This is a genomic window from Pseudomonas sp. P5_152 (assembly GCF_033989915.1).
Classification (GTDB): domain Bacteria; phylum Pseudomonadota; class Gammaproteobacteria; order Pseudomonadales; family Pseudomonadaceae; genus Aquipseudomonas.
The window spans coordinates 4,353,305-4,368,191 of record NZ_JASFAH010000002.1 but is presented as its reverse complement, the minus strand read 5'-3'; the positions used below and the strand labels follow the sequence as shown (position 1 = coordinate 4,368,191).

Below are 14,887 nucleotides of genomic sequence, written 5' to 3'. Positions count from 1 at the left end.
CATGTTCAAGCGAAACACCTTAAGCCTCGGTGGTGCTGCCCTGTGCAGCACCCTGCTGCTCAGCGGCTGTGCCAATCAAATGTCACAGCGCAGCGAGCACGAGGAACGTATCGAGCGCAAACTGCTCGATCACAGCCTGCAGATCGATGTCGGTGAGCCTAAGGTGCTTGAGCTGCCGCAACGCCGAGTGCGGATTCATGAACAGAAGACCTTCGAAGTCACCGAGTTCGAAGTCACCCGGCGCTACGACCGCTACACACCTTACCAACCCTGGCGGGAGGTCTATGAGATTCCGCTGGGCGCGGTCGCAGTGGTGGCAGGCGTCGGCGCCAACGTGGTCAACGTGTTTGCCCTCGGCAACCTGCCGGACAGCGTCACCAAGGACTGGATCAGCTACGGTTTTGCCGGGCTCAACCCGTTCATGAACGTGCAGTCCCACGGTCGGGCGCAACAGAACCTGGCGGGCATTGATGAAGTCGAGCGGGAAAAACGCACGGAATACTCAAGCCTGCCCTGGAGCGAACGCCCGGTAGAGGTCAAGACCGGCAAGCAGACCTTCGAGCTCACCACCGACCGCAATGGCGTGCTGCGCTTGAACCTGCTGGACAGTCCGTTCTCCGAACATGACCTGAGCCGCATCAGCAAGCTGCAGATCTCTGTCGCAGACGCCCAGGATGACGTGCACAGCGATTCCTCGCTGGCCATCAGCGGCAATTTGCGCGGCAAGCTGCTGGAAGCCCACGAACTGATTTACGACGACCTCGAAGATGACGAAGTGAGCCAGTGGGTGCACCGGGTCAAGCGCCTGTCGGAACTGGGCCTGGAAGAAGAGGCCAGCGAATTGGAGCAGAGCCTGATCGAACTGACCCGCAACGATCCCGAGTTGCAGAGTGAGTTCCTCAAGTCGCTGACCAAGGATGCCGGGCGCCTGGTGGCGGATCCGGGCGTCAATTAGTACCGCAAATGTTCGCGGGCAAGCCCTGCCCGCGACTACTTTCTAGCGCCCGAACAGGTCCAACTGCTCGAACCCACCGCGCAAATCCTGCAATCGCACGCCAATCCCCAACAACCGCACCGGCTTGCCACCCCGATTGAACGCCTGAGTCAGCAACAGCTGATAACTGCCCAGGTCACGCCCTGCCCCAGCCTGTTCCAGGGTGGTCTGGGTAAAGTCATGGAACTTGACCTTCACGAACGGCTTGCCCGGACGGTAACTGCTGTCGATGCGCGCCATGCGTCCATTCAGGCTTTCCAGCAGCTCGGGCAGCTTGTCCAGGCAACTGACCAGGTCGGGCAGGTCGACATCGTAGGTATTCTCCACGCTCACCGATTGCCGGCGACTGTCGTTTTGCACTGCCCGCTCATCAATCCCACGAGCCAGACTCCATAAGCGCTCGCCAAAACTGCCAAATTCACGCACCAGCGCCAGCTTGTTCCACTCGCGCAGTTGCAGGCAATCGACGATACCCAGGCGCGCCAGCTTGTCCGCCGTGACCTTACCGACGCCATGCAACTTGCTCACTGGTAACTGTGAGACAAAATCCTCGACCTGATCCGGCGTGATCACGAACAGTCCGTTGGGCTTTTTCCAGTCGCTGGCGATTTTTGCTAAAAACTTGTTTGGCGCCACCCCGGCCGACACCGTGATGTGCAACTGATTGGAGACGCGCCGGCGGATGTCCTGGGCAATCCGCGTGGCGCTGCCGGCAAAATGCCCACAGTCGGACACATCCAGGTAAGCCTCATCCAGCGACAACGGCTCGATCAGGTCGGTGTAGTCACGAAAGATCGCCTGGATTTCCTTGGATGCCTCGCGGTAAGCGTCCATGCGCGGCTTGACGATGACCAGGTCCGGACACAGCTTCAACGCATGGCGCGAAGACATTGCCGACCGTACGCCATAGGCCCGGGCTTCATAGTTGCAGGTCGCAATCACCCCCCGCCGATCCGCGGAACCACCCACCGCCAGCGGTTTACTGGCCAGCGTTGGGTCGTCACGCATCTCGATGGCTGCATAAAAGCAGTCACAGTCGACGTGAATGATTTTGCGTTGAGTCATAAAAGGCGGTGTTCGCTGAAGGAAAAAGGACAAATATCAGTCAGATCACCAGTATCTCACTGACACCTGTATATAGCACCAGTGCTTTTAATCTTCTGTTACAGCAGGCAATAGCGCCAGGATGGATTTATTTTATTAATCGAAATCAGACCATCAATAGAGCTGAGAGCCTTACGGGGCAAGCCCTGCAGCCCTCCAGGCATCTCCCGCATAAGCGCTAAGCGCTTGAACAGGAACAGATTTTTCTCAGTTAGCGGTTGACACCCCAGCGATCCTCTGTAGAATGCCGACACACAGACGCGGGATGGAGCAGTCTGGTAGCTCGTCGGGCTCATAACCCGAAGGTCGTCGGTTCAAATCCGGCTCCCGCAACCAAACATCAAAAAAGGCTACTCGAAAGAGTGGCCTTTTTTGTGCGTGGGTGTTTTTGCCCACAGCCTTTGAAGACATAACCGAGACGCGACAAATTCTCGTTATGCTTCTGACACTTAAGTGCAGCCCCCGCGTCTTCCCAGGGCAATTTACGTTTATTTGACCCAATCCACGATTAACGGTTGACACCCCTGCGTTCCTCTGTAGAATGCCGCCACACAGACGCGGGATGGAGCAGTCTGGTAGCTCGTCGGGCTCATAACCCGAAGGTCGTCGGTTCAAATCCGGCTCCCGCAACCAAACATCAAAAAAGGCTACTCGAAAGAGTGGCCTTTTTTGTATCTGCAGAAAAAGTCCTTTCGCAACAATGGTCTGGCAAGGTACTGCGAACCTTTGCCGCTCCCCGTGATCCATCAAGCTATGCTCAATCGCAGGCGACCCTTCCAGCGTTGAATCGCGCCCACGCGCCAAGGCTCAATGACAGGCGTCAGTATTTGTAACTATTTTTTACTACAGGGATTGGTAACTTGGCTGGATACCCCCATCCTGTCGCGCACAATCCAAGAGGTGATTGATGCGCGCCAACTCGTCTGATTCACAAGACACCGTCACTGCGACCCAACCGATCAAAGCCACACGCCTGCATTGGCTGGATCTGCTCAGCAAGTACCGCCAGCCCATCGGCCTGGCCGTGACCTTGTTGCTGTTCGCGATTGCCTTGATTGCCTGTCGCCATCTATTAAGCGAACTGGATCTCTACGCCCTGCATGACTCCATCCTGCAAGTGCCACAACCGGCCTTGCTCGGCGCCCTGGGTGCAACGATCGTCGGCTTCATCATCCTGCTCGGCTATGAGTGGTCGGCATCGCGCTATGCCGGTGTAAGCCTACCGGCCCGCAGCCTGATGTTCGGCGGCTTCAGCGCATTTGCCATTGGCAACGCCATAGGCCTGTCATTGCTCTCGGGCGGCTCGGTGCGTTACCGGCTCTACGCGCGTCACGGCCTCGGGGCTTCGGAAGTCGCCCACATGACCCTGTTTGCCAGCCTGTCCCTGGGCTGCGCCCTGCCCCCGCTGGCAGCCCTGGCGACCCTGAGCAACCTGCCGGCCGCCTCTGCCGCCCTGCACTTGTCCGAGGCCCTGCTGGGCGGCATCGCAATTGCCGTGCTGCTGCTCTGTGCGGTCCTGGCGATTGGCATCTACCGGCGGCGCCTGCCCGAGCAACCCTACCCGGACAACCTGCTGGTGCGTGCCGGGCGCCGCACCCTGCGCCTGCCGGGCCGGCGCCTGACCTTCCTGCAACTGATCATCACCGCGCTCGACGTCGCCGCGGCTGCCACCGTGTTGTATCTGCTGCTGCCGGAAACCCCGCCATTCGGTGCATTCCTGCTGGTCTACCTGCTGGCCCTGGCCGCGGGCGTGCTCAGCCACGTGCCCGGTGGCGTCGGCGTGTTCGAGGCCATTCTGCTGGCGGCCTTTGCCGACAAGCTCGGCGCCGCGCCGCTGGCCGCCGCCCTGCTGCTGTATCGCCTGATCTATGTGATCCTGCCAATGCTGGTGGCCTGCCTGCTGCTGTTGATCAATGAGGCCCAACGCCTGTTCAACAGCCGTGAGGCGCTGCGCACCGCTTCCGGCCTCGCCGCGCCGGTGCTCGCGGTGCTGGTGTTCCTGTCTGGGGTGGTCCTGCTGTTTTCCGGCGCCACACCGGAGATCGACACCCGCCTGGAACACATCGGCTTTCTGATCCCCCATCGCCTGATCGACGCCTCGCACTTCGGCGCCAGCCTGATCGGCGTACTGTGCCTGTTGCTGGCCCAGGGCCTGCGCCGGCGCCTGTCGGCCGCCTGGATGCTCACCACCGTGCTGCTGCTGGCCGGTGCCTTGCTGTCGCTGCTCAAGGGCTTCGACTGGGAAGAAGCCAGCCTGCTGATCCTGACGGCCAGCCTGCTGGCGATCTTCCGCCGCTCGTTCTATCGCCCCAGTCGCCTGACCGAACTGCCCTTCTCGCCGCTGTACCTGGTGGCCAGCGTGTGCGTGTTGGCTGCGTCGATCTGGCTGCTGCTGTTCGCCTACCAGGATGTGCCGTACAGCCATCAGCTATGGTGGCAGTTCACCCTGGATTCCGATGCACCGCGCGGCTTGCGTTCGCTGCTCGGTGCCGCGGTGCTGCTGGTGGTGGTGTCGCTGACCTGGCTGCTGCGCACTGCCCGCCCGGCCATTGACCTGCCCGACGCCACTGACCTGGCAAAAGCGCAGAAGATCCTGATGGCCTCGGCCCAACCGGACGGCGGCCTGGCCCTGACCGGGGACAAGGCGTTGCTGTTCCACCCCAACGGCGATGCCTTCTTGATGTATGCCCGGCGCGGCCGCAGCCTGGTTGCCCTGTACGACCCGATCGGCCAGCCGCAGCAGCGTGCCGAGATGATCTGGCAGTTCCGCGACCTCTGCGACCTGCATCACGCCCGCCCGGTGTTTTATCAGGTGCGCGCAGAAAACCTGCCCTACTACATGGACATCGGCCTGACCGCCATCAAGCTGGGCGAAGAGGCGCGGGTCGACCTGTTGCGCTTTGACCTGGAAGCCAAGGGCAAGGAGATGAAGGACCTGCGCTACACCTGGAACCGCGGCACCCGTGATGGCCTGTCGTTGGAAATCCACGAGCCCGGCCAGGCGCCGATGGACGAGCTGAAAGTGATTTCCGATGCCTGGCTCACCGGCAAGAACGTGCGCGAGAAAGGCTTCTCCCTGGGCCGCTTCAGCGATGACTACCTGAAGCACTTTCGCATTGCGATCATTCGTTTTGAGGGGCGCCCGGTGGCATTTGCCAACCTGCTCGAGACCTACAGCCACGACCTGGCCAGCCTCGACCTGATGCGCGCGCACCCGGACGCCCCCAAGTTGACCATGGAATTCATGATGGTCGGCCTGATTCAGCATTATAAGAACCACGGCTATGCACGCTTCAGCCTGGGCATGGTGCCATTGTCGGGCTTGCAACCCCGGCGTGGCGCGCCACTGACCCAGCGCCTCGGCTCGATGGTGTTTCGCCGGGGCGAGCAGCTCTACAATTTCCAGGGGCTGCGCCGCTTCAAAGACAAGTTCCAGCCTGACTGGGAACCTCGTTACATGGCCGTGCCCGCCGGACTCGATCCGCTGGTGGCACTGGCCGATACCGCCGCCCTGATTGCGGGCGGCTTGACTGGATTGGTGAAACGCTGATGATTCAACGCTCCTGGCGGTATGTATTGGCCACTCTGGTGGCTCTGGCTGTGATCCTTGGCGGTGGTTACTGGTACTGGAACCGTCCAGCCCCACAACCCACCGTGGAACTGTTGACGCCGGCTGACGGCGCGCCCATGACCCGGGTCATTCCGGGCACCCAGGTGCGCGCCCAGGTGATCGTCGCGGTCAATGCAGAGCAGAAGCTCAGCGACACCCAGTTGATCACCCTCAGCCGTGGCGGCGCAGCAGAAATCGTCCAGGTGATCCTGCCCAAGGACTGCATGCTGCAAGGACGTGCCCTGCAGTCGGCGCTCAAGCAGCTCAACGGCCCAGCCACCCTGGTCAGCGGTATCGGCCCGGGCGCAGTACTGGCGTGGCGCTGGCTGGCCGAGCAGAAGGACGACAAGTCCCAGGCGGTCTCGGTCGACCTGGCCCTGGAGAAACCCGGTTGCACCCACCTGCTGCCAAAAAGCGCCGCCCACGGCCACTGGCTGGTAGCGTGGAACGATAACCCCGACGACACCAGTGCCGGTTTCGTACGGGACCAGGCCAATGCGCAAACCAGCATCAGCGACTACGACATCAACCTGCCGCAGGTGCTGAACAACGAACTGCGCAAGCTGCTGATCGGTGCCGACAAGGGCAATGGCGGCCTGAACATTCCGGTGGTCGAAGTACCCGCCGGCCAGGCCAAGGACACCGTCACCCTGTTCCTCTCCGGCGACGGCGGCTGGCGCGACCTGGACCGCGACGTGGCCGGTGAAATGGCCAAGATCGGCTACCCGGTGGTTGGCATCGACACCCTGCGCTACTACTGGCAGCACAAAAGCCCCGAGCAGAGCGCCATCGACCTCGCCGAGCTGATGCAGCACTACCGGCAGAAATGGGGCACCAAGCGCTTCATCCTCACCGGCTACTCATTTGGTGCCGACGTTCTGCCCGCCATCTACAACCGCCTGGCGGAATCGGAGCAGCAACGGGTCGACGCGATCATCCTGCTGGCCTTCGCCCGCACCGGCAGCTTCGAGATCGAAGTCGAAGGCTGGCTCGGCAACGCCGGCAAGGAAGCCGCCACCGGCCCGGAAATGGCCAAGCTGCCCGCCGCCAAAGTGGTGTGCATCTACGGCGAGGAAGAAGCCGACGAGAGCGGCTGCACCGATAAGACTGCCGTGGGCCAAGCCATGAAGCTGCCAGGCGGGCACCACTTCGACGAGAATTACCCAGCCCTGGCCCAGCGCCTGGTGGACATCATCGAGAAGCGCCAGGGCGCTGACAAGGTCGCTGAAGACTGAGTGCGCCCCCCCCCCAACAAAAAGCCCCCGCTGCCATTAGGCCGCGAGGGCTTTTTTACATGTACAAGCATGAAGCGCTACCAACTCGCCGAACTTCATGCGGATGCTCTGAACTTCCAAGACTAAAACTGAACATCTATCCATGTCACGTCATCTTCAACAGCGATAAAGTCGCTATCCGGTGCTGCCAGCAAGCTGCGTTGCTGCTCCTGCGTTAACTCCGCCCAAAAGCCGTCGGTTACGAACACCAATCGCTCATCGACGGCCAATGGGTGAAAAACAAAGTCAGGGTTCGGGGGACGATCAACTTTCAGGCATCGGGTTATTCTGTTTCGAGCCGGATCTAGCGCCAGCTCAAGGTGCGAACGGTCGCGCCTCCAATTGGCCTTGCAATGGGGTGGTGTAATCCACTCGATCGTGCCTGCCGTTGTCACTACACCACACGAACAGTCCCCCTCATACGCAAGCGTGAGCCTCCCATGAGCAGCGAAACCGATCAGGTAACAGGTGGCCCCAGTCTGGCCCGCAAATAAAGCAGGGTGAAGCTCAGCCAGCACTGAAGCAAGTACCCGCTCAACTGCTCCATCCTCAGTGAGATCGCCCTCCCGATCCAAATGTTTCGGGTAGGCCGCTAAAACACCTTTTACGAAGCCTTCAGCAAGATCACCACTGCCAGGCTTCGCCGTACCGTCCGTGATGACGAATAGCCCTCTGTCGCCATCGCAGAGAGCTCCAGCACAATCATGATTGGCTTTCCTGGTCCGCCCTATTACTGATCTGGTGCCGTATCTCATGCGTTGCCCAGGCCCTTCATACGCTCGTGAATGATTCGCCCCCTACCCGGATTAGCCTGCACCGAACCCGAGCTCAGCGTGGCGAACCTCCTCCAAAAGCTCTGTACGACCATCAATCAAGATGATTATGTCTTCGACGTCTTTATGGTAGGGATAACCCTCGCCACGACCGCTAAAAGCCTCTAGTTTCGTCGCAAGAAAGTAGGTCGGTTTAAATATCTGGATTACGGTACCGCTGGGCAACGTAAATTTATCGGCCCTCGCCAGTCCCTCCACGAACCAACGGTTGGCATATCCGAGAACTTCAGGATCAGAAGGCATCACGTCAACGACGACGTCGTTGAAACGGAAACGACAGTTGACTTCATCCTCACCGGTGATCTTGAAGTGCTTGGTCGCCAGCCGCTCTATGAGGTGTTGCCAGGCGCTAATGCCTGCCAGCTCGATCACCAAGTCGACATCATCGGTGAACCGGATGTCGTCCAGCACAGCAGCATCAGTGACCAGCATGGCCGTGGTGCAACCGCCGACAAAGGCAACTTCAGCGAGAAACGCCTGCCCCAAGCCGTCTGCCACAAACTCTATGAGTTCGTAGTTGTGATCCGCGCTTGATGACATGTTATTTCAGCCCCATCCCTGCTTTCAGAATGTTGACCGCCACACCACGCTCTCGCGGGCCACCAAGACGGATCGCGTCAGCAAGCGCAAGATAGTGATAAAGGATTCTGTCCCTCTTCACCGCTTCCGGCACTGTCTTGTAGAGCGGCACTATCGCCTGACCACGCTCAGTTCCGAGTGCATCAGGCCAAACCGGAATCAACCCGCCAGCGCTCTTGATGCTTTTGGAAAGGGCCGGAGCTGCGAAGCCTGTTGGAATACCGCGAACCATCGCGCCCGGTTTCACGGGGAAAAAGTATTTCAGAGCGTGCTCGGTAATTTTCAGCAGCTCTCGCCGATTAACTTTCGCAAACCCGGTGTCGTAGTCATTGGTGAGAATTCCGGACTCACGGCACCTAGCCATAGAATTTGAAACTTCACTTTTGCTTATCCCAAGAGACGCAGATAACGCACGCAACGAGTAACCCTCACTCCAACTCGCCAGCCGCGGAGAAGGCACAGGCTCCGACCACCCTTCCCACCCATCCTCATCCCCCAAGGGCAAGTCGAACTCCTGGCGGCGGAATACAGTTTCTTCACCATCAATGGGGTAGCTGTCCAGCGGTAGCCCTACTCGCTCCCCTGCCGTCATTCGATTGATCTGCTGGGGCTTCAACAACTCTTCAACCCTGTTCGAATTCGACTCAGATTCCATCTTCCCAAAGAGATTTTCTTCCTGGGCATGCAAGCTGGCCATCTTGAACAAAAGCAAAATGTCTTGACTCTTCATGAAGCTAAAAACTCCAAGTGTCCACGTTCCATAAAACGTGGACACTTGCCTCATTGGAAATGTCGAGCAGTCAAGCTCTTTCGATACTTGTCAGTTTTCACTGGGCAAACCTGCAGATCGTCTGCCAATTCGCAAACAGCAGGGACAGTGACTGAGCTTAGAACCCCCTCGAACCGTAGCGCTAAAACCCCTTAGACGAAAAAGCCCCCGCGACCTTGAGGTGGCAGGGGCTTCTTCATCCAGCAACGCTTACATCTCCACCTGCGTCCCCAACTCAATCACCCGGTTCAGCGGCAGATTGAAGAAGCGCAGGTTGCCGTTGGCGTTTTTCAACATGAAGGCGAACAGCGCTTCGCGCCAGCGGGCCATGCCTTCGAGCTTGGAGGCGATCACCGTCTCGCGGCTGAGGAAGTAGGTGGTGCGCATCGGGCTGAAGTCCAGCTCATCGAGATGACACAGCTTCAGCGCCTGCGGCACGTCCGGCTCGTCGACGAAACCAAAGTGCAGGATCACCCGGAAGAACCCTTCGCCGTGGGCCTCGACTTCAAAGCGCCGCGCTGGCGGTACCCTTGGGATGTCTTCGTAGACCACGGTCAGCAGCACTACCTGCTCGTGCAGCACCTGGTTATGCAGCAGGTTGTGCAACAACGCGTGGGGCACGGCGTCCGGACGTGCGGTGAGGAACACTGCCGTACCCTGGACGCGATGGGGTGGCTGCACACGGATGCTGCTGATGAAGATCGGCAAAGGCAGGCCGCCCTCGTCCATCCGCTCAACCAACAGTTGTTTACCGCGTTTCCAGGTGGTCATCAGGACGAACAGCGCCAGACCGGCGATTACCGGAAAGGCCCCGCCCTGGACGATTTTCGGCACGTTGGCAGCGAAATACAGACCGTCCACCAGCAAGAAGCCCAGCAACACCGGGACGGCGAGCAGTGGAGGCCATTTCCACAGCAACAGCATGACCGCCGACACCAGGATGGTGGTCATCAGCATGGTGCCCGTCACCGCCACCCCGTACGCCGAGGCCAACGCCCCGGAGGATTCAAACCCGAGCACCAGCAGGATCACCCCGACCATCAGCGACCAGTTCACCGCGCCAATGTAGATCTGACCCTGTTCGGCACTGGAGGTGTGCTGGATGTGCATGCGCGGAATGTAGCCGAGCTGGATCGCCTGGCGGGTCAGGGAGAACGCCCCGGAAATCACCGCCTGGGAGGCAATCACCGTGGCCAGGGTCGACAGGCCGACCAACGGAATCAAGGCCCAGCTTGGCGCCAGCAGATAAAAGGGGTTGCGGGCCGCGCTTGGATCGCCGAGCAGCAACGCGCCCTGGCCGAAGTAATTCAGTACCAGCGCCGGCAGTACCAGGATGAACCAGGCACGGGCAATCGGCTTGCGGCCGAAGTGGCCCATGTCGGCGTACAGCGCTTCGGCACCGGTCAATGCCAGCACCACCGCACCGAGGATTGCCACGCCCATGCCTGGGTGGACAATGAAGAAGCGCACACCCCAGACCGGGTTCATCGCCTGCAGCACTTCCGGATGTTGCAGGATGCCGTAGACACCCAGCGCGCCCAGCACCAGAAACCAGGTGACCATGATCGGCCCGAACAGAATGCCAATACGCGCAGTGCCATGGCGTTGGATCAGGAATAGCGCCACCAGCACCACCAGCGACAGTGGCACCACCCAGTGGTCAATGCCGTCGAATGCCAGTCCCAGGCCTTCAATCGCCGAGAGCACGGAAATCGCCGGGGTAATCATGCTGTCGCCATAAAACAGCGCTGCGCCGATCAGCCCGCAGACCACCAGCAAGGTGCGCAATCGGGCATGCCCGGCCGCCGCTCGCCGCGCCAACGCGGTCAAGGCCATGATCCCGCCTTCGCCCTGGTTGTCGGCACGCAAGACAAACATCATGTACTTGATCGACACCACCCAGATCAACGACCAGAAGATCAGCGCCAGAATCCCCAGGACGCCGTCATGGTTGACCGGTACGCCATAGTTCCCGGAGAAGACCTCCTTGAGGGTGTACAGCGGGCTCGTGCCGATATCGCCGTAAACCACCCCAACTGCCGCCACCAGCATGCCGATCGGCTTGGCCGCCGAATGCTCGGAACCTGCCGCCTGACTACTTGCCTGCCCCATCCACCACCCCTACTACCCAGACCCGGACTGCCTTGGAAAAGCACGACGCTTTATCGTGCAGCATGCGCTGTTTTACTTTCCGTTACAGACGTTTTGTTGACTGTAAGAAATCGGCAAAGCCCAACGGCGCGAAGCATAGCGCAGCACTCGTCGTATTTCCCTGCATAAAGCTGGTCAAGTGGGCCGACCATCGCTAGAATTGCGCACTTTTTGATCAGAGGCGCTGTAAGCGCCCGTCTGTCGCCTTGCCGTTTCCGGCTGGAGGCGTCACAAATACCGAGGTTAGACATGTCCACCACTCCTGCGTCGGCCAACCCCAAGGTTGGCTTCGTATCCCTGGGTTGCCCAAAAGCGCTGGTCGACTCCGAGCGCATCCTTACCCAACTGCGTATGGAAGGCTATGACGTCGTGTCCACCTATCAGGACGCGGACGTCGTGGTGGTCAACACCTGTGGCTTCATCGACTCGGCCAAGGCCGAATCCCTGGAAGTGATCGGCGAAGCCATCAAGGAGAACGGCAAGGTCATCGTGACCGGCTGCATGGGCGTCGAAGAAGGCAATATCCGCAACGTGCACCCAAGCGTGCTGGCCGTCACCGGCCCGCAACAGTACGAGCAAGTGGTCAATGCCGTGCATCAGGTCGTGCCGCCGCGCCAGGATCACAACCCGCTGATCGACCTGGTGCCGCCACAAGGCATCAAGCTGACCCCGCGCCACTACGCCTACCTGAAGATTTCCGAAGGCTGCAACCACAGCTGCAGCTTCTGCATCATCCCGTCGATGCGCGGCAAGCTGGTCAGCCGCCCGGTGGGCGATGTGCTGGACGAAGCCCAGCGCCTGGTCAAATCCGGCGTCAAGGAACTGCTGGTTATCTCCCAGGACACCAGCGCCTACGGCGTTGACGTCAAGTACCGCACCGGGTTCTGGAACGGCGCGCCGGTGAAAACCCGCATGACCGAACTCTGCGAAGCCCTCAGCACCCTCGGTGTCTGGGTGCGCCTGCACTACGTTTACCCGTACCCGCACGTCGACGAACTGATCCCGCTGATGGCCGCGGGCAAGATCCTGCCGTACCTGGACATCCCGTTCCAGCACGCCAGCCCGAAAGTCCTCAAGTCGATGAAACGCCCGGCCTTCGAAGACAAGACCCTGGCGCGCATCAAGAACTGGCGCGAAATCTGCCCGGACTTGATCATCCGCTCGACCTTCATCGTCGGCTTCCCTGGCGAAACCGAAGAAGACTTCCAGTACCTGTTGAACTGGCTGACCGAAGCGCAACTCGACCGCGTGGGCTGCTTCCAGTACTCGCCGGTAGAAGGCGCACCGGCCAACGACCTGGACCTGGAAGTAGTCCCGGACGACGTCAAGCAGGACCGTTGGGAGCGTTTCATGGCGCACCAACAGGCCATCAGTTCGGCACGCCTGCAAATGCGCATCGGCCGGGAAATCGAAGTGCTGGTCGATGAAGTCGACGAGCAAGGCGCGGTCGGCCGCTGCTTCTTCGATGCCCCGGAAATCGACGGCAACGTATTTATCGACAACGGCAGCAACCTCAAGCCAGGCGATAAAGTCTGGTGCAAGGTGACTGATGCCGACGAGTACGACCTGTGGGCTGAACAGATCTAAGACAGGGCATCCCCTACGGATTGCACTGACTCCAAAAAGCCCCGCTCTTTTTCATGAGATGCGGGGCTTTTTTACGGCTATCGTTTGCTTATCCACTAAAAAGAGGCAGGCGGGCATGCGTCAGCATTCGGTCATCCACACACCGACACTCAGCGATTATCAGGAACTGACCCAGGTCTGGGAGGCATCAGTGCGTGCGACCCACGATTTTCTGCCAGACAGCTACATCGAGTTGCTACGCAATCTGGTGCTCACCCGCTACCTCGACGCGGTGATGCTGATCTGCACCCGCGACAAACAGCAGCACATCAGCGGCTTCGCCGGGGTTGCCGCCGGCAAGATCGAAATGCTCTTCATCGCCCCCCAGCATCGTGGTGAAGGCCTGGGCAAACAGTTGCTGCAGTACGCCATGCAACACCTGAATGCCGATGAACTGGACGTCAACGAGCAGAATCCGCAGGCCCTGGGCTTCTACTACAAGCAAGGGTTTGAAGTGATCGGACGCTCGGCAGTCGACGGCATGGGCCAGCCCTATCCGTTGCTGCACATGCGTTTGAAGCAGTCCAGGCCGCAAGCCCTGCGCGGCTAAAAACCACACAAGGCAAATGGACCCGCGATTAACCGGCGCGACGCAGGTACAATGCCTGCCCCCTTTTTGTTACGGCCCTGTCATGACTGACCCGATTCGTCTTTCCAAACGCCTCATCGAACTCGTCGGCTGTTCCCGTCGGGAGGCTGAGCTGTTCATTGAAGGCGGCTGGGTCACCGTGGACGGCGAAGTCATCGACGAGCCGCAGTTCAAGGTCGATACCCAGAAAGTCGCGCTCGACCCTGAGGCCAAGGCAACTGCGCCGGAGCCGGTGACCATCCTGCTGCATGCTCCTGCGGGCATGGACGTGGAGAGCGCCCAGCAATTGATCAGCGCCGACACCCTGAGCGAAGAGCACCGTTTCAGCAAGCGCCCGCTCAAGGGGCATTTCCTGCGCCTGACCGTCAGTGCCGACCTGCAGGCCAACGCCAGCGGCCTGCTGGTGTTCACCCAGGACTGGAAGATCCTGCGCAAGCTCACGGCCGACGCGAGCAAGATCGAGCAAGAGTATGTGGTCGAAGTCGAAGGCGACATGGTCGCCCACGGCCTCAACCGCCTGAACCACGGCCTGACCTACAAGGGCAAGGAATTGCCAGCGGTCAAAGCCAGCTGGCAGAACGAAAACCGCCTGCGCTTCGCGATGAAGAACCCGCAACCGGGAATCATCGCCCTGCTCTGCCAGGCGGTCGGCCTCAAGGTCATTGCCATCCGCCGCATCCGTATCGGCGGAGTTTCCATCGGCAAGGTTCCGCTGGGCCAATGGCGCTATCTGTCCGCCAAAGAGAAATTCTGAGGCTGCCACTCATTTCGGTGTCGCCGGTACCGGCAACGCCCACAGCTGAATGATCAGGACTGCACACATGATTCATAACGACGTACTGCGCAGCGTGCGCTACATGCTCGACATCAGCGACAACAAGGTCGTCGAGATCATCAAACTCGGCGGCATGGACGTCACCAAGGAAGACCTCGTTACCTACCTCAAGAAAGACGAGGAAGAAGGTTTCGTGTTCTGCCCCGACGACGTCATGGCGCATTTCCTCGATGGCCTGGTGATTTTCAAGCGTGGCAAGGACGAAAGCCGTCCGCCACAGCCGATCGAAACGCCGGTGACCAACAACATCATCCTGAAGAAACTGCGCGTGGCCTTCGAACTGAAGGAAGACGACATGCACGCCATCCTCAAGGCCTCCGAGTTCCCGGTGTCCAAGCCGGAGCTGAGCGCACTGTTTCGCAAGTTCGGCCACACCAACTACCGCCCGTGTGGCGACCAGTTGCTGCGCAACTTCCTCAAGGGCCTGACCCTGCGCGTCCGTCCGCAGTAAGAGCCGGCCAGCCGGCGATGGCGCCCTTCTAAACGCCATCGCCCGCAGCTCGACCCGCCCGTATGGCGGCAC

General features: G+C 60.0%; 11 protein-coding genes, 2 tRNA genes and 1 pseudogene. 9 read left to right on the top strand and 5 right to left on the bottom strand.

Annotated features, from left to right (window positions below; genetic code table 11):
• The first annotated feature begins 1 nt into the window (after position 1).
• Positions 2–955, top strand: a complete 954-nt coding sequence (locus QMK50_RS19665) for a hypothetical protein (RefSeq protein ID WP_095166902.1) — start codon at positions 2–4, stop codon at positions 953–955.
• Positions 956–997: 42 nt separating this feature from the next.
• Here the strand turns inward: QMK50_RS19665 and dinB are convergent, their stop codons facing one another.
• Complete coding sequence (gene dinB, locus QMK50_RS19660; RefSeq protein WP_095166900.1) at positions 998–2,059, bottom strand: DNA polymerase IV; 1,062 nt, start codon at positions 2,057–2,059, stop codon at positions 998–1,000.
• A 298-nt stretch (positions 2,060–2,357) separates the two neighbouring features.
• Between dinB and QMK50_RS19655 the strand changes: the two genes are divergently transcribed.
• The 4 genes from QMK50_RS19655 to QMK50_RS19640 all read left to right on the top strand — a co-directional run bounded on the left by QMK50_RS19655 (position 2,358) and on the right by QMK50_RS19640 (position 6,943).
• Positions 2,358–2,434: transfer RNA gene (locus QMK50_RS19655), tRNA-Met, on the top strand.
• A gap of 220 nt (positions 2,435–2,654) precedes the next feature.
• Positions 2,655–2,731, top strand: a tRNA-Met gene (locus QMK50_RS19650).
• 274 nt (positions 2,732–3,005) lie between these two features.
• Complete coding sequence (mprF, locus tag QMK50_RS19645) at positions 3,006–5,648, top strand: bifunctional lysylphosphatidylglycerol flippase/synthetase MprF (protein WP_095166898.1); 2,643 nt, start codon at positions 3,006–3,008, stop codon at positions 5,646–5,648.
• A complete protein-coding gene (locus QMK50_RS19640) occupies positions 5,648–6,943 on the top strand; it encodes a virulence factor family protein (RefSeq protein ID WP_320333755.1) in 1,296 nt (431 codons plus the stop codon). The genes mprF and QMK50_RS19640 overlap by 1 nt, the downstream gene beginning before the upstream one ends.
• A 122-nt stretch (positions 6,944–7,065) precedes the next feature.
• On the opposite strand, the gene QMK50_RS19635 is transcribed toward QMK50_RS19640, so the two are convergent.
• The 4 genes and pseudogenes from QMK50_RS19635 to QMK50_RS19620 form a co-directional block, all read right to left on the bottom strand.
• Positions 7,066–7,737, bottom strand: a complete 672-nt coding sequence (locus QMK50_RS19635) for a serine/threonine protein phosphatase (RefSeq protein WP_320333754.1) — start codon at positions 7,735–7,737, stop codon at positions 7,066–7,068.
• Positions 7,734–8,355 (bottom strand): annotated as a pseudogene (locus tag QMK50_RS19630) (hypothetical protein). Before QMK50_RS19630 ends, QMK50_RS19635 begins: the two are co-directional and overlap by 4 nt.
• A 1-nt stretch (position 8,356) precedes the next feature.
• Positions 8,357–9,124 carry a MarR family transcriptional regulator gene (locus QMK50_RS19625; RefSeq protein WP_320333753.1) on the bottom strand — a complete coding sequence of 256 codons (768 nt, stop codon included), beginning with the start codon at positions 9,122–9,124 and terminating at the stop codon, positions 8,357–8,359.
• A 249-nt stretch (positions 9,125–9,373) separates the two neighbouring features.
• Positions 9,374–11,275, bottom strand: coding sequence for a potassium transporter Kup (locus QMK50_RS19620; RefSeq protein WP_095166894.1), 1,902 nt, complete (start codon positions 11,273–11,275; stop codon positions 9,374–9,376).
• Between the two features lie 288 nt (positions 11,276–11,563).
• Here QMK50_RS19620 and rimO point away from each other — a divergent pair, with 288 nt between their 5' ends.
• The 4 genes from rimO to QMK50_RS19600 all read left to right on the top strand — a co-directional run bounded on the left by rimO (position 11,564) and on the right by QMK50_RS19600 (position 14,815).
• Positions 11,564–12,901, top strand: coding sequence for a 30S ribosomal protein S12 methylthiotransferase RimO (gene rimO, locus QMK50_RS19615; protein WP_095166890.1), 1,338 nt, complete (start codon positions 11,564–11,566; stop codon positions 12,899–12,901).
• A gap of 115 nt (positions 12,902–13,016) precedes the next feature.
• Positions 13,017–13,490, top strand: coding sequence for a GNAT family N-acetyltransferase (locus QMK50_RS19610; protein ID WP_095166887.1), 474 nt, complete (start codon positions 13,017–13,019; stop codon positions 13,488–13,490).
• Between the two features lie 82 nt (positions 13,491–13,572).
• A complete protein-coding gene (locus tag QMK50_RS19605; protein ID WP_159994071.1) occupies positions 13,573–14,283 on the top strand; it encodes an rRNA pseudouridine synthase in 711 nt (236 codons plus the stop codon).
• Between the two features lie 67 nt (positions 14,284–14,350).
• A complete protein-coding gene (locus tag QMK50_RS19600; RefSeq protein WP_095166883.1) occupies positions 14,351–14,815 on the top strand; it encodes a DUF1456 family protein in 465 nt (154 codons plus the stop codon).
• The last annotated feature ends 72 nt before the right edge of the window (positions 14,816–14,887 follow it).